The 18,589-nt window shown below is 42.9% G+C and carries 23 protein-coding genes; 8 read left to right on the top strand and 15 right to left on the bottom strand.

The window, feature by feature from the left end:
• Nucleotides 1-30: 30 nt before the first annotated feature.
• Complete coding sequence (locus M3593_RS17800; protein ID WP_251543374.1) at nt 31-174, bottom strand: FbpB family small basic protein; 144 nt, start codon at nt 172-174, stop codon at nt 31-33.
• Nucleotides 175-795: 621 nt separating this feature from the next.
• Here M3593_RS17800 and M3593_RS17795 point away from each other — a divergent pair.
• The 5 genes from M3593_RS17795 (at nt 796) to M3593_RS17775 (ending at nt 5,794) form a co-directional block, all read left to right on the top strand.
• Entirely contained in the window at nt 796-2,187 is a 1,392-nt protein-coding gene (locus M3593_RS17795; protein WP_251543377.1) for a UDP-glucose dehydrogenase family protein, read from the top strand.
• On the top strand, nt 2,156-2,680 hold the full coding sequence (locus M3593_RS17790; RefSeq protein ID WP_144475369.1) for a phosphatase PAP2 family protein: 525 nt from the start codon (nt 2,156-2,158) through the stop codon (nt 2,678-2,680). The genes M3593_RS17795 and M3593_RS17790 overlap by 32 nt, the downstream gene beginning before the upstream one ends.
• Before the next feature lie 81 nt (nt 2,681-2,761).
• Complete coding sequence (locus M3593_RS17785; protein ID WP_251543379.1) at nt 2,762-3,916, top strand: glycosyltransferase family 4 protein; 1,155 nt, start codon at nt 2,762-2,764, stop codon at nt 3,914-3,916.
• Between the two features lie 137 nt (nt 3,917-4,053).
• Entirely contained in the window at nt 4,054-4,791 is a 738-nt protein-coding gene (locus M3593_RS17780) for an EAL domain-containing protein (protein ID WP_144475371.1), read from the top strand.
• 19 nt (nt 4,792-4,810) lie between these two features.
• Complete coding sequence (locus M3593_RS17775; RefSeq protein WP_144475372.1) at nt 4,811-5,794, top strand: diguanylate cyclase domain-containing protein; 984 nt, start codon at nt 4,811-4,813, stop codon at nt 5,792-5,794.
• A 103-nt stretch (nt 5,795-5,897) separates the two neighbouring features.
• Here M3593_RS17775 and M3593_RS17770 read toward each other — a convergent pair whose 3' ends face one another.
• The 7 genes from M3593_RS17770 to M3593_RS17740 form a co-directional block, all read right to left on the bottom strand.
• Nucleotides 5,898-7,832: an ABC transporter permease gene (locus M3593_RS17770; RefSeq protein WP_144475373.1), complete on the bottom strand. Its 1,935-nt coding sequence runs from the start codon at nt 7,830-7,832 to the stop codon at nt 5,898-5,900.
• On the bottom strand, nt 7,822-8,583 hold the full coding sequence (locus M3593_RS17765; RefSeq protein ID WP_144475374.1) for an ABC transporter ATP-binding protein: 762 nt from the start codon (nt 8,581-8,583) through the stop codon (nt 7,822-7,824). The genes M3593_RS17770 and M3593_RS17765 overlap by 11 nt, the downstream gene beginning before the upstream one ends.
• Nucleotides 8,584-8,682: 99 nt before the next feature.
• Nucleotides 8,683-9,684, bottom strand: a complete 1,002-nt coding sequence (locus M3593_RS17760) for a sensor histidine kinase (RefSeq protein ID WP_251543724.1) — start codon at nt 9,682-9,684, stop codon at nt 8,683-8,685.
• Nucleotides 9,684-10,373: a response regulator transcription factor gene (locus tag M3593_RS17755; protein ID WP_251543380.1), complete on the bottom strand. Its 690-nt coding sequence runs from the start codon at nt 10,371-10,373 to the stop codon at nt 9,684-9,686. Before M3593_RS17755 ends, M3593_RS17760 begins: the two co-directional genes overlap by 1 nt.
• Before the next feature lie 99 nt (nt 10,374-10,472).
• Nucleotides 10,473-10,763, bottom strand: a complete 291-nt coding sequence (locus M3593_RS17750) for a hypothetical protein (protein ID WP_251543381.1) — start codon at nt 10,761-10,763, stop codon at nt 10,473-10,475.
• Between the two features lie 21 nt (nt 10,764-10,784).
• Entirely contained in the window at nt 10,785-11,078 is a 294-nt protein-coding gene (locus M3593_RS17745; RefSeq protein ID WP_144475377.1) for a hypothetical protein, read from the bottom strand.
• Between the two features lie 74 nt (nt 11,079-11,152).
• Nucleotides 11,153-11,515: a hypothetical protein gene (locus M3593_RS17740; protein WP_251543383.1), complete on the bottom strand. Its 363-nt coding sequence runs from the start codon at nt 11,513-11,515 to the stop codon at nt 11,153-11,155.
• A gap of 202 nt (nt 11,516-11,717) precedes the next feature.
• Here M3593_RS17740 and M3593_RS17735 point away from each other — a divergent pair, with 202 nt between their 5' ends.
• A complete protein-coding gene (locus M3593_RS17735; protein WP_251543385.1) occupies nt 11,718-12,158 on the top strand; it encodes a YtoQ family protein in 441 nt (146 codons plus the stop codon).
• A 276-nt stretch (nt 12,159-12,434) separates the two neighbouring features.
• Here the strand turns inward: M3593_RS17735 and M3593_RS17730 are convergent, their stop codons facing one another.
• Nucleotides 12,435-12,602, bottom strand: coding sequence for a hypothetical protein (locus M3593_RS17730; RefSeq protein WP_251543387.1), 168 nt, complete (start codon nt 12,600-12,602; stop codon nt 12,435-12,437).
• Between the two features lie 29 nt (nt 12,603-12,631).
• The gene (locus tag M3593_RS17725; RefSeq protein WP_251543389.1) at nt 12,632-13,288 is read right to left on the bottom strand and encodes a L,D-transpeptidase family protein; all 657 of its coding nucleotides are present in this window, start codon (nt 13,286-13,288) and stop codon (nt 12,632-12,634) included.
• A gap of 210 nt (nt 13,289-13,498) precedes the next feature.
• Here M3593_RS17725 and M3593_RS17720 point away from each other — a divergent pair, with 210 nt between their 5' ends.
• Nucleotides 13,499-13,993, top strand: coding sequence for a stage III sporulation protein AF (locus tag M3593_RS17720; protein ID WP_251543391.1), 495 nt, complete (start codon nt 13,499-13,501; stop codon nt 13,991-13,993).
• A 195-nt stretch (nt 13,994-14,188) separates the two neighbouring features.
• Here M3593_RS17720 and M3593_RS17715 read toward each other — a convergent pair whose 3' ends face one another.
• The 3 genes from M3593_RS17715 to M3593_RS17705 are packed head-to-tail and all read right to left on the bottom strand — an operon-like array spanning nt 14,189 to nt 16,049.
• Nucleotides 14,189-14,725 carry a ferric reductase-like transmembrane domain-containing protein gene (locus M3593_RS17715; protein WP_251543393.1) on the bottom strand — a complete coding sequence of 179 codons (537 nt, stop codon included), beginning with the start codon at nt 14,723-14,725 and terminating at the stop codon, nt 14,189-14,191.
• Nucleotides 14,722-15,696 (bottom strand): FAD:protein FMN transferase, encoded by a 975-nt coding sequence (locus M3593_RS17710; RefSeq protein WP_144475383.1) that lies wholly within the window; start codon nt 15,694-15,696, stop codon nt 14,722-14,724. Before M3593_RS17710 ends, M3593_RS17715 begins: the two co-directional genes overlap by 4 nt.
• A complete protein-coding gene (locus M3593_RS17705) occupies nt 15,618-16,049 on the bottom strand; it encodes a hypothetical protein (protein ID WP_251543395.1) in 432 nt (143 codons plus the stop codon). Before M3593_RS17705 ends, M3593_RS17710 begins: the two co-directional genes overlap by 79 nt.
• Before the next feature lie 224 nt (nt 16,050-16,273).
• On the opposite strand from M3593_RS17705, the gene M3593_RS17700 reads away from it, so the two are divergent.
• Nucleotides 16,274-16,519 (top strand): DUF2164 domain-containing protein, encoded by a 246-nt coding sequence (locus M3593_RS17700; RefSeq protein ID WP_251543397.1) that lies wholly within the window; start codon nt 16,274-16,276, stop codon nt 16,517-16,519.
• 1 nt (nt 16,520) lies between these two features.
• Here the strand turns inward: M3593_RS17700 and M3593_RS17695 are convergent, their stop codons facing one another.
• Together M3593_RS17695 and M3593_RS17690 are read right to left on the bottom strand one after the other, a co-directional pair.
• Nucleotides 16,521-17,894, bottom strand: a complete 1,374-nt coding sequence (locus tag M3593_RS17695; protein WP_251543399.1) for a sensor histidine kinase — start codon at nt 17,892-17,894, stop codon at nt 16,521-16,523.
• Nucleotides 17,884-18,558 (bottom strand): response regulator transcription factor, encoded by a 675-nt coding sequence (locus tag M3593_RS17690; RefSeq protein ID WP_144475386.1) that lies wholly within the window; start codon nt 18,556-18,558, stop codon nt 17,884-17,886. The genes M3593_RS17695 and M3593_RS17690 overlap by 11 nt, the downstream gene beginning before the upstream one ends.
• Nucleotides 18,559-18,589 lie beyond the last annotated feature (31 nt).

Genomic DNA, 18,589 nt, shown 5'->3' with positions numbered 1-18,589 from the left:
AGTTCCAAACGCTTTTCCCCCTTTTAAAAATTAATAAGATGTGTTTCCGGTTTTTTGATCCAGACGTCTCGCTTCAATCCGCTCTTCGATTTTCTTCATCTGCTTTTCATCCTCCAATAGCTCACGCCTGTTAGCCTTCAGCAATTCCTCAAAAGTCACTTTTTTCTTTTTCATCTGATCCAGCTCCTTTCAATCGTTTGATTGTGAAAGTTCCTGTCCGTCTGGTTCCGGTCTGTAAAATATAAAAAGGACCTTCGCCAGACACGGCAAAGGTCCTATGACAACAAAAAAGACCTTTACCAAAACGGTAAAGGTCTTGCTAACAACGTCAAAGTTGCCAACAAAGCCGGGAGATATCAAACCTCCGAAATGACGACTCTGCTGTAAAAGCTACTCCCCTTTAGGAGAACTATTCAATTAATTACATACAATATAATTCATGCCTGGCATTCTGTCAAGAGGCGGCATAAAGTATATCCCTGCGCTTAAAAGCAGGACAACCAAGCTTCATTCTGCTATTTTAACTGAACATCCCGGCAGTTGGCTCATATCACACAAATTTGACCATAACCTGAAGTTCTAAAATCTTTCTTTTTTCTTATTCACTATGGAAGTACATGAAATAGTTACACATAAGCAACTTAGAAAACTTATATTACAAAAATGTCATCACAAACTTGAAAAAGATGACATCGTAATTCGGTCTCAATTCTTTACATTTATTTAACAACAACTCAAGAATGTCTTAAGTTTGTTCCATTATGATTAGAGAAAGAAACTTTTAGGAGGGATTGGATGAAGATTGCTGTTGCTGGAACTGGGTATGTTGGATTGATAACTGGTGTATGCCTTGCTGAGATGGGTTATGATGTCGTCTGCTCGGACATTCGTGAAGACAAAGTCCTCCTTCTTCAATCTGGGAATGCACCAATTTATGAGCCTGGAATCACTTCTATGCTGAAAAGGAACCTGGATGCTGGCCGCCTTCTTTTTACAGCGGATCCGAAAATCGCTTATAAGGATGCAGACATCATCTTTATTGCAGTAGGGACTCCGGAAAATCCAGATGGAACAGCAAATCTTGATCATGTCTTCGAAGCAGCTTATACGATTGGTCTGAACCTCGATAAAGATTCTATTATTTGCACTAAGAGCACGGTGCCAGTTGGCACTAACGAGCGAATCAAAGAAATCATCCATAGCGTCAAACCCGCCCATATTGAAGTACACACGGCATCTACCCCCGAATTCCTGCGTGAAGGCAATGCGATATATGATTTTTTCCATGGCGACCGTATTGTCATTGGAACCGAGTCGGAGTATGCCGTACGAACAGTTGAACAGCTTTTTCTTCCTCTTAAAATCCCGATTGTCAATACAGACATCAGAAGTGCTGAAATGATTAAATACGCATCCAACGCATTCCTGGCCACAAAAATCAGTTTTATCAATGAAATTGCCGCTATTTGCGATAAAGTCGGAGCGAATATTGAAGAAGTGGCCTTTGGAATAGGCAAGGACCGGCGGATTGGCCCTCAATTCCTGCAAGCTGGCATCGGGTACGGCGGCTCCTGCTTCCCAAAGGATACGAAAGCACTTGTGCAAATTGCTGGCGATGTCGAGCATCAGTTTGAACTGCTTGAAGCGGTCATCAAGGTCAATAGCCGCCAGCAAGCAATTACTGTGCAGAAGGCTAAGGAATTGTTCGGTTCACTCGAGGGCTTGAGAGTTGCTGTATTGGGGCTTGCATTTAAGCCGGACACGGATGATATTCGTGAAGCAGCCTCACTCACGATTCTGAGGGGCCTGCTTTCGGAAGGCGCTTCAGTCATCGCCTATGACCCGGTTGCCGTCCCAAATGCCCGAATTATTTTTGAAAATGCGATCGATTACACGACTAATATCGAAACAGCCATTTCAGGTGCTGAATTAGTGATAATCGCAACGGAGTGGGATCATATTAAGCACCAGCCACTTGAAAAGTATGTACAGCTGATGAAAAAACCTATTATTATCGACGGCCGCAACTGTTACTCTCTGAGGGAAGTCAGCAAGCATTCCATTACTTATTATTCAATAGGGAGATCCTCTACCCAATCAAAAATGGCTGAATGGCATCACAAGCCCCCAATTCTGACCAGGGAAGGACGATTCGATGAAACTTTTACTAGTATTCTACCAAACTGATCAAAGGATTTTCCGGGGAATCAACCGCCATTATCAAAACAAATTCCTGAATGCCTTTTTCCGTACAATCACCCATGCAGGCGGTGCAAGGTTCACGATTTCATCCATCCTGCTGCTGGTCCTGTTTTTAAACGGACCGATCAGGCAGGCAGCTTTTGCAAGTGCAGCTGCTTTAGCGCTAAGCCATCTCCCGGTACATTTCATTAAAAAATGGTACCCGCGGAAACGGCCCTATATCATCCTGGAGAATGCTTTTTTCCCGTCGAACCCGCTGCAGGACCATTCATTCCCTTCCGGACATACGACGGCAATCTTTTCATTGGTCCTGCCTTTCATATTATTCATGCCAGTCTTATCGGCTGCTTTGGTTCCCTTGGCCTGCATGGTCGCCCTTTCGAGGGTATACCTTGGTCTGCACTACCCAACAGATATTCTCGTCGGTGCCCTGCTTGGCACAACAGCCGGTATACTCAGTTACTCGTTCCTACTTTGAGAATCCGAGGATTGCATATGTACGAAGAAAACGTGAGAAAAGCTTAGTCTGAGTATGTTTTTATCAAAGGAGGGGCCTGGCATGAAAATCGCATTTTTCACTGATACCTTTTATCCAGAGATTAATGGAGTCGCCCGTACATTGAAAAGATTCACAGACTATCTGGCAGAAAAGGGACATTCCGTCAAGGTGTTCGCCCCCGAGAATCCAAGCGGAGAGTATGTTCCGTCCCATATCCATCGATTTAAAAGCGCATCCTTCTTCCTGTATCCAGAATGCCGGGTCGCTTTCCCTAACTATTTTAAAATCAAGGGAGAACTGGAAAAATTCAATCCCGATCTCATCCATGTCGCAACACCATTCAATCTTGGCATCATGGGTGTATATTGCGCAAAGAAGCTGAAAATTCCGCTGGCTGGCTCGTATCACACCGATTTCGACCAGTATCTGCAATTCTATGACCTAGGTTTATTATCCAGCCTGCTATGGAAATACATGAACTGGTTTCACCAGCCACTGCAGAAAATCTTCGTTCCGTCTCATGATACAATGGCTCAATTGACAGAACACGGATTGAAGAATCTGGAGCTCTGGCCAAGGGGCGTTGACTGTGAGCTGTTCCACCCATTTTATGACAAGCTCACTGTCCGGAAGAAATACTCTTTTAGAAAAGAATATATCTTATCCTATGCAGGCAGGCTGGCCCCGGAAAAAAGTGCCGGACTCCTGCTGGAGATTGCTAAAAACATGCCGCCCCAGATCGCCGATAAGGTTCATTGGCTAATCGTGGGTGACGGGCCAATGAGGGAACAACTTGAAAAAGAAGCACCTGCTAATATGATCTTCACCGGCTACCTAAAAGGCGATCAACTCGCTGAAGTATACTCAGCATCCGACCTATTCATCTTCCCTTCTGCTACAGAAACATTCGGAAATGTCGTTCTTGAATCACTTGCCAGCGGCACCCCTGTCATAGGAGCAAACTCTGGGGGAGTAAGAAGCATCATTGAGGATGGAGTGACAGGACGCTTATGTACACCACATGATATCCATCATTTTGCTGAGGCTATCATTAGCCTCCTTACATCAGACAGCAAGAGAGTTCAAATGGGCTACGAAGGCAGAAACTATGCACTCACCCAAAAATGGGAGAGGATTTTCGATAATTTAATAAGCCATTATCTTCAAATAATAGAAACAAGCATTCAGCCTGCACCCTTCCAAAAAGAAGCGTAGTCCTTACGCTTCTTTTTTAATTTGAAACAGGACTATCTTCTTAGTTTTTTAAGAAAAATTTACGAAAATCTTACAATTTATTAATAGTAAAATAGTACATTTGGATTATAAATCATATTTTAGGATGGGATTATATAATGACAGCGATGATATTAGATTCTTCCAGAGACCGTTCTTTCCAGTTATTTAACTTCCAACATGCATTTCAGCCAATCTACAACTTGCAGGATGACTATGTTTTCGGGTATGAAAGCTTGATCAGACATCCTGAAATCCCGAATCCCGAAGTTCTATTTTCACTTGCCATGCAGCAGAATCAGCTATTTGATTTAGATTTTCACTCCATCGCCAATAGCATACATACATTCGAGCAACAGTCCAGGTACTTAAATCCTCCTCGTTTGTCTGTCAATGTCTTTCCATCCACACTTTTAGACCCTGATTTTCTAAGGCAACTGAATCGATTAATGAACAAGGTAGCTTTAGCACCGGAAAGCATTATTTTTGAGCTGAATGAAGCAGAATCAGTTATGTCATTGGGCAAGCTGACAGATGTGATTCACTGCCTTAGATCCCTTGGTTTTAGATTTGCACTAGATGATCTTGGGAAGGGACAATCCTCCCTGCGGATTGCTTTAGAGCTTGAACCTGACATTGTAAAACTTGATCGATATTTTTCAATGGATTTGGGACGATCCATCAAGAAACAAACGTTCCTGAATTGGATTTCTTCATACTTTATTAATGAGGGTGTCTCAGTCACACTTGAGGGTATTGAAACTGCAGAGGAGTTGACCATTGCCAGACAAGCAGGCATCCAGTTTGGCCAGGGCTACTTCCTAGGCAGGCCGGAGCGTTATCTTCTGCATACATAAATGAAATGAAGGTGTAGTTATGCAAGTGACAATTGGGGAGATTGCAGAGAAAGTGATGGTGGTTAATCCTTCAACCAAATGTGAATACATCTATATGATATTCAAAAACACACCGGAGATCGAAGGAGTCGTGGTTTGTTCAGAAGACCGTCCAATCGGGTTAGTGACGAAAACGAAATTTTACCAGAAGTTATCGATCCAGTATGGGTTCGACCTTTTCATGAAAAGGACTGTTGATTTGGTGATGATCACCGATCCGCTCATTGTTGACCATTCAGTACCGATTACTGAAACAAGTGCACAAGCGATGGATCGCGCACAAGAACATCTGTATGACTATGTGATCGTCACTAGAAAAGACCGCCTGGTCGGCATTGTCAGCATCCGGAATTTACTAATGAAACTGGCTGAAGAGCAAATCAGCATTGCCCGCTATTCTAACCCACTAACAGGACTGCCAGGCAATTTCGAGATAAAAAATGCACTCAAGAAGGCGATTGCATCCGAAAATTACACGGTCCTATATATAGATATCAATCTATTCAAATCATTCAATGATACATTTGGATTCAAGCTTGGCGATGAAGTCATTCAGCACACTGCGACAATTCTGAAAGAAACAGTACTAGAAAGCCACAACAAACTGGATACTTTCGTCGGTCATATCGGAGGAGACGATTTCCTTGCCATCCTTCCCCATCATGATTACAAGGATATCTGCCAAACCTTAATTCATCATTTTGAACAATTTGCCCACCAATTCTACACGACTGAAGAACTTGAACATGGCTATATCCATGGAATCAGCCGAATGGGTGTACTAGAAAACATCCCGCTCGTCGGATTGTCCATCGCTGTAATCCAAAACAAGGACTTCAGCTTCAGTACAATAGAAGAAATAAGCAAGGAAGCAGCACGCATCAAAAAACGCTGCAAATCACTCCGCAGAAGCGTTTACCTTACGAGCGAGGATAAGGTGACTGGAGGCTTTCCACAAACTTGAGAAGATAAACAAGGGCCTGGCCTTCCTTTTCAACAGATTTTTCAACTATCATTTAAGTATGCACCAAAAAATCAAAAGCACAGGGCAAACCCCTGCGCTTCTGTTAAAGAGATTCCCGAATAACTCTCTTAGAATGAACCACTGAAAGTATCGCGAAAATGGAATACAATGCTGTATAAAGTCCCATGACAATCAGCATCGGCCACCATAACTCGGTGCCGAAAAAGAACCAGCCGGATTTGACGGCGAAGTAGCTGTGCAGCAGGCCGATTGATAGTGGGATACCGAAATTGAATGCCTGTTTTGCCTGGATTCCCTTTAGTAGATCACCCTGTGTGAAACCAAGCTTTCTTAAAATCGTATAATTCGGCTTTTCGTCTTCTGTCTGATCCATTTGTTTAAAATAAAGGATGCAGCCCGACGTGACGAGGAAGGTCAGCCCAAGGAAACCGACAATGAACATGACAAGCCCCATTTGTTTCTTTTGGGTATTTTCATTATCCAGGCGAGATTCATTGAGATCATTTTCCTGATTTTCATTGAATAGTTGATTCGCCTTCACTAAATCATTCTCGTTTTTAATATCAACCCCAATATACAATGAATAGTCTCTTTGGATGGAAGAGTCCAAATCACTCTTTAATTTCTCAAATACGGACTCATCGACAACGGCCACAGGAGAACCACCGAAATACCGGGAAACAGGATATTCCTTTTCCATTCCAATGTACTGCAATGGAATAGCATGATTTTTTCCGATGATCTCAATCGGTCCTGAATCTTTCATGGAGATGAATTTCATCATAATGTCACTGTAACCTGTCAGATAGGTTTCATCCTTACTCACTTCACTTTGACCTTCCGTCTTTTCGCTAATGACCGAGACCCCCATCGATTTAGGATCCTGGGTGTATCCATCCATTTTCAGTCCGATGATTTCCTCTGCGTTCATTACCGCCTGGAGAACCTCAATCCTTTTCTCCGCATAACCGATATCCTGCGACTCCAACTTCTCCATAAAATCAGCAGCAGAGTCAGCATCAACAAAAGCAAAGTTATCTGGAACATTATTTTTGGCACTCTGTTCTGCAGAATAATAGGAGATATAGCTTAAAGACAATAAGCCGATCGCAAGCGCTGATACCGTGGTGATGATCGTTAACACCAACGCATTCGACTTCATCCTGAACATGATGGAGGATAACGACAGCACTTCATTTATATTTAAATACCCATCCTTCTTTTTCCGGATGAGATTGGCAATGAAGCTGACAGAACCTTTGTAAAATAGATAAGTCCCGATGATGACCGACGCTAAAATGAACACCATGGCGAAGAAGAGTTCGTTCACGGTTGTAAAGTCCCCTTCGAACAGCTTGGATGACACATAATACCCGATCCCAATCAGTGTAATGCCAAGAATGCCTATCATCATCTCCCAGAAAGAAATCTTTTTTGCCCGGCCTTCAGCACTTGAAATGACCCTGAACAGGGATAGAATGCTCTGCCGTTTAATGAAAAGATAGTTCAACAGCAGCATCAATACATAGATGACCGAAAAAACGATCAGTGTCTGCACGAGGGCTGTTCCGGAAAAATGAAGCTTCGCAATCCCTTCAACCTGAGTGATTTTGAACAGAATCATGATGATTAGCTTGGATACTGAAAATCCAAGGAAAACACCCGCCAGCAAGGAGCCATAATAAAGGAGGAAGTTTTCAACACTCAGGATCCGAAAAATCTTGCCCTTTGTCATTCCGACAAGCTGGAATAGGCCGATCTCCTTGCTTCTTCTTTTGATAAAAATGTTATTGGCGTAGGTCAGGAAAATCGTCACGATGGCCACGAGTAGAACAGATGCCGATTTAATAGCGGCCCCTCCTTTAATCGAACCCTTCGTTTCATGCATGGAAGGATCATATTGAAGGGTGACGAAGGCGAAATAAAGGCCGACACTGAACACCAATGCAAAAACATACAGATAGTAATTTTTAAGGTTCTTCTTCAAATTACGAAGAATCAGCTGATTAACGCTCATGGTGCACACCGCCCAATACGCTCTGGGTTTTCATGATGTCCTTGAAAAATTCCTGTCTCGTCTGGTCACCTTTATTCAGTTCAGTATAAATAAGACCATCCTTTATAAAAATTACCCTGCCACAGTAGCTTGCCGCAACTGGATCATGAGTGACCATCAGAATCGTTGCCTGTCGTTTTTGATTCAAGTCACTTAGTTTATTCAAAAGGTCTGAAGCTGATTTCGAATCCAGCGCGCCCGTTGGTTCATCGGCAAAAATAATGCTCGGGTCATGGATGAAAGCTCGTGCAGCAGATGTGCGCTGCTTTTGCCCGCCGGAAATTTCATTTGGATATTTATTCTTCAACTCCAGAATTCCGAGTTCCGCGGCAATCGCTTCGAACCGCTGATCCGCTTCCTTTTTGGGCGTCTTGCTGACCGAAAGTGGCAAGAGGATATTTTCCTTCACTGTCAGTGTATCGAGGAGATTGTAATCCTGGAACAAAAAGCCCAGGTGCTGCTTGCGGAATTCCGCCAGCTGCTTTTCCTTCATCCCGGTAATCTCGTTCCCTTCAATCTTGATCGAACCATTGGTGACCTTATCGATAGAAGAGAGGACATTCAAGAGCGTCGTTTTACCCGATCCAGAGGCACCCATGATGCTCACGAATTCCCCTTTGAAAATTTTAAGGTCGAGCCCTTTCAATACTTCCTGTTTATTAAACTTATTTCCATATGTTTTATGAAGTTTGGCCGCTTCCAATAAAATCATGTTCACACATCCTTTCTATGATAAATTCATTATAAAATCCTGCCTGTATTCTTTCCTTCGATTCAGGTAACAAATCAGCAAAGGCATGTGACATTATTGTCACATGCCTGTTATCCGGACAAAATCATTGCTTTTAGGGAAGGTCAGCTTGAACGTACTCCCTTTGCCTGGCGCTGATTCCACATCAATCTTGATTTTCAGTGAGTCCGCTGCTTTTCTCGCCAGGTACAGTCCCATCCCCGTTGCTGCATTGTCCTGATGATGAGCAGTTGAAGTAAATCCTTTTTCAAAAATTCGCGGGAGATCCCTGGAATCGATTCCCCTGCCAGTGTCGGCAACTTCGAGGATAGTCTGTCCGTTCCGCTGGTCGCTGGTGATCAGAATATCAGATCTTTCGCTATATTTAACAGCATTTGTCAGCAGCTGCCTGATGATAAAGGCAAGCCATTTGGCATCGGTCATAACCTCTTTCGACTCCAGGTCAAAGTCGAAGCCAATGCCTTTTTGGATGCACCAGGACTGCAGGGTTTTAACCTCGCCAAAAATCACACTCTCCAAATCGGTCCGCTCAATATACAAGTCATTTTCCATGAAAGGAATCCGTCTTTGATGCAACTGCTGATCCAGTAAAAGGTGAATCCGCAGCCACTCATAGGTCATTTCTTTTTTCAGTCTCTGGTCCTCAAGCCGGTCAATCATCAAGCTCAAAGCTGTCAGCGGAGTTTTCACCTCATGGATCCAGGAAAGCAATTCATCCTTTTCCTCGTCTAGCATCCGCTCATTCTCGGAAACTTTATTTCTCAGCCCTTCGAAATGGCGAGTGATGCTTTCTGCTGCCATCCTTTCAAAAGGACTGAGGAATTCCCTGTGTGAAAAATCCATGGTATCTTGCGCTTCTTCAAGCTCTTGATAAAATTTCATTTCCTTTTGATAACGCATCACTAAAAAAATCATAAAAATAATGAGCGATAGAAAGACATAATAAAGAATTGACGTGAGTGATACTGCCGAATCTATATAAGCGATGAAAACAGCGAGGAACTGAAGCAGCAAGAATAATAGGATCCAGCTTCGCCGTTCCTTCAGGTAAGTAATAAACATCATCCATTGTCCTCTTCAACAGCCATATATCCCTGCCCAATCTTCGTTTCGATTTTATGGCCAAGCCCGATTTCATCCAGCTTTTTCCGCAGCCGATTGACGTTGACCGTCAATGTGTTATCGCTAATGAACCGCTTATCATCCCACAAGCTGTTCATGACTTCATCACGGCTGACAATCTTATTCTTCTGTTCAATCAGCAATTTTAATATGAATATTTCATTCTTCGTCAATTCGATCCGGCCCAACTCATTTTCAACGATATTCTTATCATAATCAATCGTCGCCCGGCACCATGTTTTCAACTGGTTTTGCGTCGAATTATAATTATAGGCACGGCGAAGGATTGCCTGGATTTTCGCAATCAGCACATCAAAATGGAACGGCTTCTGGACAAAATCATCCGCCCCCATCTGCATCGACATCACCATGTCTGTTGGGTGGTCCCGCGAAGAAAGAAAAATAATCGGCACATTCGAATGCGACCGAATCATCCGGCACCAATGAAAACCATCAAACCTCGGCAGCTGGATATCGATGATCACCAGGTCAGGGTTGATATTGCTAAAATCACTCATCACATCGCTGAAATCCGTCACCCCATAAACCTCATACGACCATTGCGTCAGACGGTCCCGGATCTCATTGAATAACGACGCATCATCCTCAATCAATAAAAGCTTTAACAACTAGATCACCACATTTACACTTCAATATCACTATTGTATAGGAATATTTTTCTATATGCCAGATTCAGACTGACCGGAAGCCAGCCCTTTCTCAATCATCTACAATGCAACCGACAGCCTCCACAGAAAAAATATCGCCGCAACTGCCAATCCTGAAAAGACGGTCTTTTTACTGATTTTATCGCCTTTTTCATTCGTGGCCCTTAAAGCAATCGATCCTGTTATCAATCCAGTTATAGATAAACCCAGGAATAAGTAGGCATAGGGTTCATTGCCCTCCAAATGAATAGTTCCATCTTCATCTGCTGCATTGAAAGCCCATAGGATGCCCCAAATTAAAGTAACAGGAATAACTATTGCTGTTATGTAAGTCAACACCTTCTTCGACATACCATCACCAGCTTATTTTAATTAGTTTAAAGACCTTACAACACCCCAGGCAATAAAGAGTAAACCCATAACAATGCCTGTAAACACAGCTTTCCTAGTTATTTTGCTGCCCTTTTCTTTTACACTATTAAAACCAACTCCCGCCAAAACCACGGCTATTAACATGAGGCCAATAAATAGAATAAGAGGCATCTCATGTTTTGTCGGGTCGATCACTCCCTCTTCTTTTTCCACAAGATATCCCCATATACTAAAACTTCCGAAAACCAAAATGCTGTATATGTAGGAAATGGCTGTTAAAGTCTTTTTCTTCAATGATTTCACCTCTATAGTTATCTGCTTAATGACATTCTCTCAGAAGAAGGATGACACCCACAGACAAACCGAAATTATCTACTGGTGAAACTATCATCCTTAATCAATTTCTCCCTTCTCTTTTTAACGATAAAATGAAAAACAGGTAAATAGATGACTTTCGCTGGTATCACAATGATTTGCAGCATGAAATAGATGACATATAACCAGCCGATTCCCTGGCCAGTCTGGTCTGATACGATATCAAATTGTGTCATTAGGAAGAGCGATAAAGCTACCACCGCGATGGGTCCCAGTACCAGCAACAATATGTTGCCGAATATCTTCCACCCGACATAAGATGTTGGTTGAACTGAAAGTTTATATTGAAGGACACTGCAGCCGTACCATATCCCCCCGATTGCCGTTATGACGAGCACAAACAATACTAATCCCATTTGGTTTCCTCCATACATTCATATTCTTTTTCATGTAATACGGACTTTTTTAAAAGAAGTTCCTGGGTCTTTCGTACCCTTTGTATGATTTTTCCAAACAGCATCCTTTGAACAAAATCGGGACGACAACCTAATCCCTTTGATTCCTCAGCAAAATTCTTTATGATGATGTTAGAATTTATTTCATTAGGAGGGTGTTACGATGGAATTAACTGTATATCTAGCAGGTCAAATTCATGATGATTGGCGCGACCAGGTGGCCCAGAAAGCGAAGGAGCGAAACCTGCCCCTCACCTTCGTCGGACCGCAGACAAACCATGACCGCTCCGACCAGATTGGCGAGGAAATCCTCGGCACACAGCCAGGCAACGTTTACAAAGATGACGCCGCATCAGATATCAACAACTTCAGGACCCAGGTACTTATGTCCAAATCCGATATCGTCATCGCCCTGTTCGGCGAAAAATACAAACAATGGAACACCGCAATGGACGCAAGCACCGCCATCACCCTGAACAAACCAACCATCATCATCAGACCTGAATCCTTGATCCACCCATTAAAAGAGCTATCCAATAAAGCGAATGTCACGGTAGAGACGGTGGAGCAGGCACTTGATGTCATCGGCTATATTTATGAATAGAAACGAAAGGACGATCCCATGTGGAATCGTCCTTTCGTTTTTGCTTTTAGGTGTTTTAGGGCACCAATACGCTTCATTGGTTACCTCTTTTTTCATTTTCAGGCTTTTTAGGACACTAATCGGCATTATTGGTGACACCATTATCCATTTACTGGAATTTCAGTGCTCCAACACACCGTATTGGTGACCACATTATCTATTTACCGGTTTTCCGGTGTTCCAACTCAGGAGAGGGGAACGGTCCAGAAAAAAAAATCGTCCACCTCTCCACTTTTGTTATAGCCCTCCACAGTTGGGAGAGTTTTTTTGATCACCCTCTGCGAAATCAGCACCTTCTGCAACGGATTCCAGCCCGTAACCTGTTTCGCTGATTTCCAATACCTCTTTGTTTGGTACCTCAGAAAAGTTTTCGTTATATGTGGCTTTCTCTTTATTTTTCCTCATGACAATCCTCCATTTTTTTGTTGCTTTTTTTACTCTAGCAATCCCAATAATGTATATTCACGAATCGATACCCCGCCAGTCACAGGCAAATGATTCAGTTTCTGAAACTGCTTGACGGCATTCTCTGTCCCTTTATCGTAAATCCCGTCGATGGGCCCAAAATAAAGTCCCATGGCTTTCAGCCTATTTTGAACAAGTTGGACAAGATTGCCTTTCGATCCATAAGCGATATTTTTAAACTCTCCCTCTCCCATGCCGGTAAGAGGACCTTCGATATAAACCCTTGTCCCTTGAGGAATCATATCGAACAGCTCTTCAACATCCTTATTGCGCATACGAATACAGCCGCTGCTGACATTTTTGCCAATCAATGTTGGTTTATTGGTGCCATGGATTCCGAAATCTCCCCAGGGAACATTTAATCCGAGCCATCTCGAGCCAAATCCCCCACCCCAGCCACTGGATTTGCCCACAATCGTGAACATTCCAATTGGTGTAGGAGTTTGCTCATTGCCAGGAGAAATGTCGTACTGTCTGGTTACTTCATTTTCTTTAAAAACCAAAAGCCTGTTTGTCCAAAGATCAATTTTTATATAGATGTCATCCTGTTTTTCTCCATACGTCCTTAATTGTGAAAATAACAAAAGAATTGCAATAAAGGTCAGTGTTTTAATGATAAACTTCAAGCCCGTCCCCTCCGAAAGCAACTTACCGTGATTAGATTTCACGACAGGAAACGTAAATATACAGACATTTTTTGGCGGTTAAATCATATGGCTTTGCTGCCTCGTTGAATACTGTAAGAATGCAGTAGAACTGCTTGACGAGGAGGAACCCCTTTAGATGAATAATCTATAGGAAATTTCAAACACTAAAAAAATAAAGGGGTGAACAAATTGCTTGCCAATTTCTTTAGAATTTTTAATGCAGTAGTATTATGGACGATCACTTCAATCTTTCTTCCTAAACAATCCTTCAAAAGGTATTTACCTGTCACTTTATTTTGCTCTTTTCTATTACTAACTGTAGAAATGATAAGTCCAATATTTAATTGGTGGGATGTAAAGGGCGGTTACAAATATAGGGTGTTTGACGCATTAGCTTTTATCTTAGGTCCATTTTTTACAGTTAATTTATGGGTGTTTCATTTTACATTCGGTAAATTCTCTGTATATGCCATTTCAAATCTGGTGATGGACTTAATTTTCGCCTATATATTCGTCCCGATTTTTCAGAAAATTGGACATTTCAAATTCAAAAATTTCACTTCAACTAAAATTTTTTTGCTTTACTACTCATTTGGTTTACTAAATTATGCATTTCAAAAGTACTTCGAGAAACCTGCTGCCAAAGAAAATACACCAATAATCTCAGAACAAGTTTCCCCTTAAAAAACTCTTTAGTTAAATCTAGCGAGTTTTTTCACATCTACTGTCCCGGTGCACTTATTCTATAAGGGTTTCAAAGTAATATGCTAAAAAATAAACAAAAAAAGAGATGCGAATTAGCGTGCTAATTCCATCTCCAAAAGGCGTCTTATTTGTTGTCAGAGTGAGATTCACTCATTCCCCTAAAAACAAAAGCATTCACGTTGCAACCGGCCGCGCTTTCCTCTTTTGGCTTACTTTTTTCAATACTAGAAAAATGGTTGCCATGCTGACAATCAAAACAGAGCCTCCATATAAAGCCACGGCCCACAATGATTCTGTATCTGTTCCAAGAAAAAGGCCGTGAATCACTGATAGGAACCAGAGCGGGAACACGAGATAATGTGCTTTTTTCCAGGCTGATCGCCCGACTTTTTTCATGAAATCAGATGTTAAGATCACAATGATCAATAAATAAACCGCGATTGTTCCCAATCCTGACAGGATCGGTTCATACGATGCTGAAAAGGGGATGAGCAGTTCCAAAACAGAAAAAGGCTCATAGTTATCAAAAATCAGCAGGTATGCATGGATTCCGATGAATAAAAGGGCTACCTGGCCAATAATTTGATGGAAACCAAGGATTGAACCTCTTTTCCGCGGAATATGGCTGTATATGCCCATCAAGAGTGATAATGTCAGCAAAAAATATCCTGTCAATCCTGTGGCGCGGATCGCAATCCAAATCCAATTCATTTCGCTGCCTCCAGTCGTTTGTAAAGTCGTGTATCCCCGCCGATGGCAATTTTGTCCTTTTCAAAGTAAACAAAATAAGCTATTCGCGGAAAATTCCTGTAAAGCAGTGCTTTTGCTTCATCAAATGGAAGGATGCATAAAATCTTCGCCGCGGTTTCAGCTTCCATCGCGGTATTGGCAATGACGCTTGCCTGCAGCACTCCGTTAAAAGCAGGCTCACCTGTCCGGCCATTAAGGATATGATGATATTCCTGATTCCCTCTTGTCCATCTCCGATAATTTTTCCCTGAAGTGACAAGTGCTTTATCGGTGATCGACAGCTTGATCATGTCCTCTCCCATTAAAACGGGATGTTCGATTCCGACCTCATGGGATCCGAGCACCGCGAGATCTCCCCCGGCATTGATCAGAAAACGATTCACACCCTTCTGTTTGAGATGTTTAATCCCTTCATTAATGATGTATCCTTTTCCAAAGCCTCCGAAGTCAAAAAGAAAATCCCTTTTTTTGATTATCCAGCTTTTCGATAGCCTCTCAATCGGTTCCCGGGAAAAATGCTTTTCGGCAAACCCGGTAAAAACAGGCTGATATTGTTCATGAAACGACTCGGAATACCCATTCGCCATCATCTCTTTTCCAAGGAAAGGATGGACATAAAAATCTGATCTCCTTGCGAGCTGAAGCGATCGATCAAGGAGGTCTGCCAGGGTAGAATCCAAATAAATTGGAACATCTAGTGGACTGTGATTGACGAATGCAAGCTGATTTTCGGGAATGAACCGGCTAGCCTTTTGCTCGAAATCTACAATCATTTTCTTTATCTGTAAATGAGCATCGAGATCCATTCCTGAAAGCAGGATGCTGCTATTCATCGCTCTGAACTTCGTCTCAATCATCGTGATGTCCTCGAGCTGCTCTGCTCCTGCCGGAAGCCTCTTTCCGGAGCATTCACGATTTGGTCTTGTCCCCATGAAGTCCCTTGTTCCTGCTGTTCACTTCTGTAGTGATCGTCATCATCGTCTTCATAACCTTCATCATCGTCTTCATAACCTTCATCATCATCTTCATAACCTTCATCATCATGCTCTTCATACTCATCATCGTCATCATGATCTCCGTAATAACGATCGCCCTCATCATCGCTGTATTCGTTTTCCTCATAGCCTTCTTCTGTAAATGCTGAAAAATTTTCACGAAGCCAATCATTTTCCGGGACTGAATTTTCATTGCCTGCAGCCTTTTCGTTATTCATCACCAGGCCGCCAAACGTCAGAGCCGTAATTGTACTGGCAGAGATCACTGACCACTTTACTTTTTTATTCATGCAGGAACTCTCCTCCTTATATCCTTTTATGAGTATCACTATATCCACGGATGGTGAAAATACGGTGAAAAGGAAGAGTTAACAAAACAAAAAAAGTATAAACCATGGTTCGGTTCATACTTTTTATTTGTCTTGTACATAAAAAAAACTTTTTTTAAAGTCTGCAATTTACTGTATTCAGTTTGTATAGTTACAAATGTAACTACGTTAAAGGAGTGTTTTCCATGTTCATAAAAATATCTAAAGAACAGCAGCAGACCATGATTGATGACATCCAGGTTTTCTTTTCACAAGAAAGAGGGGAAGAGTTAACTGAATTCGCGGCTGAAAGAGTTTTAGACTTTGTCAAAACATCGCTTGCTCCTCATTTTTACAATGCTGCGATTTCAGACGCCAAGATTGTGTTGGAACAACAGTTTTCATCGCTGGAGGATGAGTTGCTCACTCTGGAACGGCCTATACAACGATAAGTTAACTTCTATTGGCGAAAGGCAGCTGCACCACAAACGTACTGCCTTTCCCATATTCACTGTTCACTACAATTGTGCCATGATGAATGTCAACAATCCATTTGGCGATCGAGAGCCCCAGTCCGTAGCTTCCTTCTTGCCTTGACCTGGCCTTGTCTGCGCGATAAAAACGGTCGAAGATGTACGGCTGCTCTTCGGGACGGATTCCGATTCCTGTATCACGGACTTTAATCGTCAGTTCATCTTGTTTTCTTGATAGAGCCAGCTCAACCTCCCCGTCATCAGGGGTGTATTTTAACGCGTTATCCAACAGGATATAGAGAAGCTGCATCAATCGGTGCTCGTCACCCTTGCCAGGAAGTGTTTCAGGTGCATGGAATTGAAGTTTAATTTGCTTCTCATGTGCTATTGGATTCATCGCGTCCACCGCCTTTTGGGCCACTTCTGTAAAATCAAAAACTTCATCATTCCGCTCGATTTTACCTGAATCTGACCGGGCAAGTGTCAGCAGATCGCTCACCAGTCCTGTCATTCTTTTCACTTCATCCTTCATATTAAAAAGCATTTTACGGACCATATGATCCTGTTTATCATCGATCGTCATCTCGATCGCATCGATGGAAGAAAGCATGACACTTAAAGGCGTCCTGAGTTCATGTGAGGCATCCGCGACAAATTCACGCTGTCTGTCAAACGCTGAACTAATCGGGACCATCGCCTTTTTCGACATCCTGCTGCTCAGGAACCAGGCGACCAGTAAGAACACAAGCAGCAAACCAATCAGGATACCGAACAGCCAGGTAAACATCTGATAGACAAAAGAAATGTCCGTGCCGACATACAGGTTTCCGATTTCACGATCGTCAACCGATACCTCTTCCTTTGCAATCAAGAGGCGGATGTCCTTCCGAAATAACTCACTATGATCCTCGTGCTCGTCTTCTTCGTCCTCCTCGTAGGATAAATCGACTTTCACTTTCCGCTGGAAAAGTTCCTGAGGATCAAGTGCAGACAATAACTCCGGCCGAGCCTTCGGAAATGCTTCATTCCCTGCAAGCAAGTCACCTTCCAGACTGATGAGATAGACAAAAACCTGGCCGGGACCTCTTAATTCCAGTTCATGCTCCTGAAACTCGCCAACTCTTTCAGGGTTCCTCTCAAGGAATCTTTCCAATCTTTCAGCTTCTCCTTTTGCCAGGGTCTTCACTTCCTGCTCGTGGTCCTGCATGATCACCAAATAAAGCACAGCGAACATGACGATGGAAAACAGCAGCAGGAAGCTCATCAACTGGCCCAAAAATCCCTTCGTCAGCCGCCGCTGGGTCCGTTTGAAGATATTCTGCTCTCTTTCACGGCGCAAGGACTTAGTTTTCAATTTTATACCCTACCCCTCTGATGCTTTGAAGCAAGTCATACTTGCCAAAGCTGTCCAGCTTTTTGCGTAGCAATTTTACCGTCGCATCGATCGTTTTCGTTGATACATCCGCGTCCAACCCCCAAATCCGCTCCAATATAAGCTCCCGGGGCAAAACCTGGCCCCTGTTTTGCAGCAGCAAATCGAGCAGCTGGAATTCACGGGGACTTAGCTGGATCTCCTTGTTTCCATCACTCAACACCTGGCCGATCCGGCTTAACACAAGATCACGATAATGTACCTCATCTTCCACAATCGGAGCAAAGTTCCTCCTTGTCAGTGCCCTGATCCTGGCAAGGAGTTCGTCAATCTCGAACGGTTTGATCAGATAATCATCCGCACCGGCATCAAGGCCATTGATCCTGTCCTCGACCGAATCTTTCGCCGTCAGCATCAATATCGCCCCTGCATATCCCTCTTTCCTCAAGCGGCGGCAAACCTCCACACCAGACCCATTCGGCATCATCCAGTCCAAAATCAGCACATCATAATGGGAAGAAGTACTGTAAAAATAAGCATCCTCCCCTTCCTTCACCCACTCAACCTGATAACCAGCTTTCTTCTTCAACATATAACTGATCAGCTCGCCAAGCTTCAGATCATCTTCCGCCAGTAAAATATTCATCGCCCTACCCGCCATTCCGAAAGCTATATTT

Source organism: Mesobacillus sp. MER 48 (assembly GCF_023714225.1).
GTDB classification, from domain to species: Bacteria; Bacillota; Bacilli; order Bacillales; family Cytobacillaceae; genus Mesobacillus; species Mesobacillus oceanisediminis_A.
This window is presented reverse-complemented; position numbering and strand designations above follow the sequence as displayed.

Excerpts from the sequence above, each read along its gene's own strand:
- M3593_RS17800 (WP_251543374.1), bottom strand. The coding sequence starts at position 174 with ATGAAAAAGAAAAAAGTGACTTTTGAGGAATTGCTGAAGGCTAACAGG.
- M3593_RS17795 (WP_251543377.1), top strand. The coding sequence starts at position 796 with ATGAAGATTGCTGTTGCTGGAACTGGGTATGTTGGATTGATAACTGGT.
- M3593_RS17790 (WP_144475369.1), top strand. The coding sequence starts at position 2,156 with ATGAAACTTTTACTAGTATTCTACCAAACTGATCAAAGGATTTTCCGG.
- M3593_RS17785 (WP_251543379.1), top strand. The coding sequence starts at position 2,762 with ATGAAAATCGCATTTTTCACTGATACCTTTTATCCAGAGATTAATGGA.
- M3593_RS17780 (WP_144475371.1), top strand. The coding sequence starts at position 4,054 with ATGACAGCGATGATATTAGATTCTTCCAGAGACCGTTCTTTCCAGTTA.
- M3593_RS17775 (WP_144475372.1), top strand. The coding sequence starts at position 4,811 with ATGCAAGTGACAATTGGGGAGATTGCAGAGAAAGTGATGGTGGTTAAT.
- M3593_RS17770 (WP_144475373.1), bottom strand. The coding sequence starts at position 7,832 with ATGAGCGTTAATCAGCTGATTCTTCGTAATTTGAAGAAGAACCTTAAA.
- M3593_RS17765 (WP_144475374.1), bottom strand. The coding sequence starts at position 8,583 with ATGATTTTATTGGAAGCGGCCAAACTTCATAAAACATATGGAAATAAG.
- M3593_RS17760 (WP_251543724.1), bottom strand. The coding sequence starts at position 9,684 with ATGTTTATTACTTACCTGAAGGAACGGCGAAGCTGGATCCTATTATTC.
- M3593_RS17750 (WP_251543381.1), bottom strand. The coding sequence starts at position 10,763 with ATGTCGAAGAAGGTGTTGACTTACATAACAGCAATAGTTATTCCTGTT.
- M3593_RS17740 (WP_251543383.1), bottom strand. The coding sequence starts at position 11,515 with ATGGGATTAGTATTGTTTGTGCTCGTCATAACGGCAATCGGGGGGATA.
- M3593_RS17735 (WP_251543385.1), top strand. The coding sequence starts at position 11,718 with ATGGAATTAACTGTATATCTAGCAGGTCAAATTCATGATGATTGGCGC.
- M3593_RS17730 (WP_251543387.1), bottom strand. The coding sequence starts at position 12,602 with ATGAGGAAAAATAAAGAGAAAGCCACATATAACGAAAACTTTTCTGAG.
- M3593_RS17715 (WP_251543393.1), bottom strand. The coding sequence starts at position 14,725 with ATGAATTGGATTTGGATTGCGATCCGCGCCACAGGATTGACAGGATAT.
- M3593_RS17710 (WP_144475383.1), bottom strand. The coding sequence starts at position 15,696 with ATGGGGACAAGACCAAATCGTGAATGCTCCGGAAAGAGGCTTCCGGCA.
- M3593_RS17705 (WP_251543395.1), bottom strand. The coding sequence starts at position 16,049 with ATGAATAAAAAAGTAAAGTGGTCAGTGATCTCTGCCAGTACAATTACG.
- M3593_RS17700 (WP_251543397.1), top strand. The coding sequence starts at position 16,274 with ATGTTCATAAAAATATCTAAAGAACAGCAGCAGACCATGATTGATGAC.
- M3593_RS17690 (WP_144475386.1), bottom strand. The coding sequence starts at position 18,558 with ATGAATATTTTACTGGCGGAAGATGATCTGAAGCTTGGCGAGCTGATC.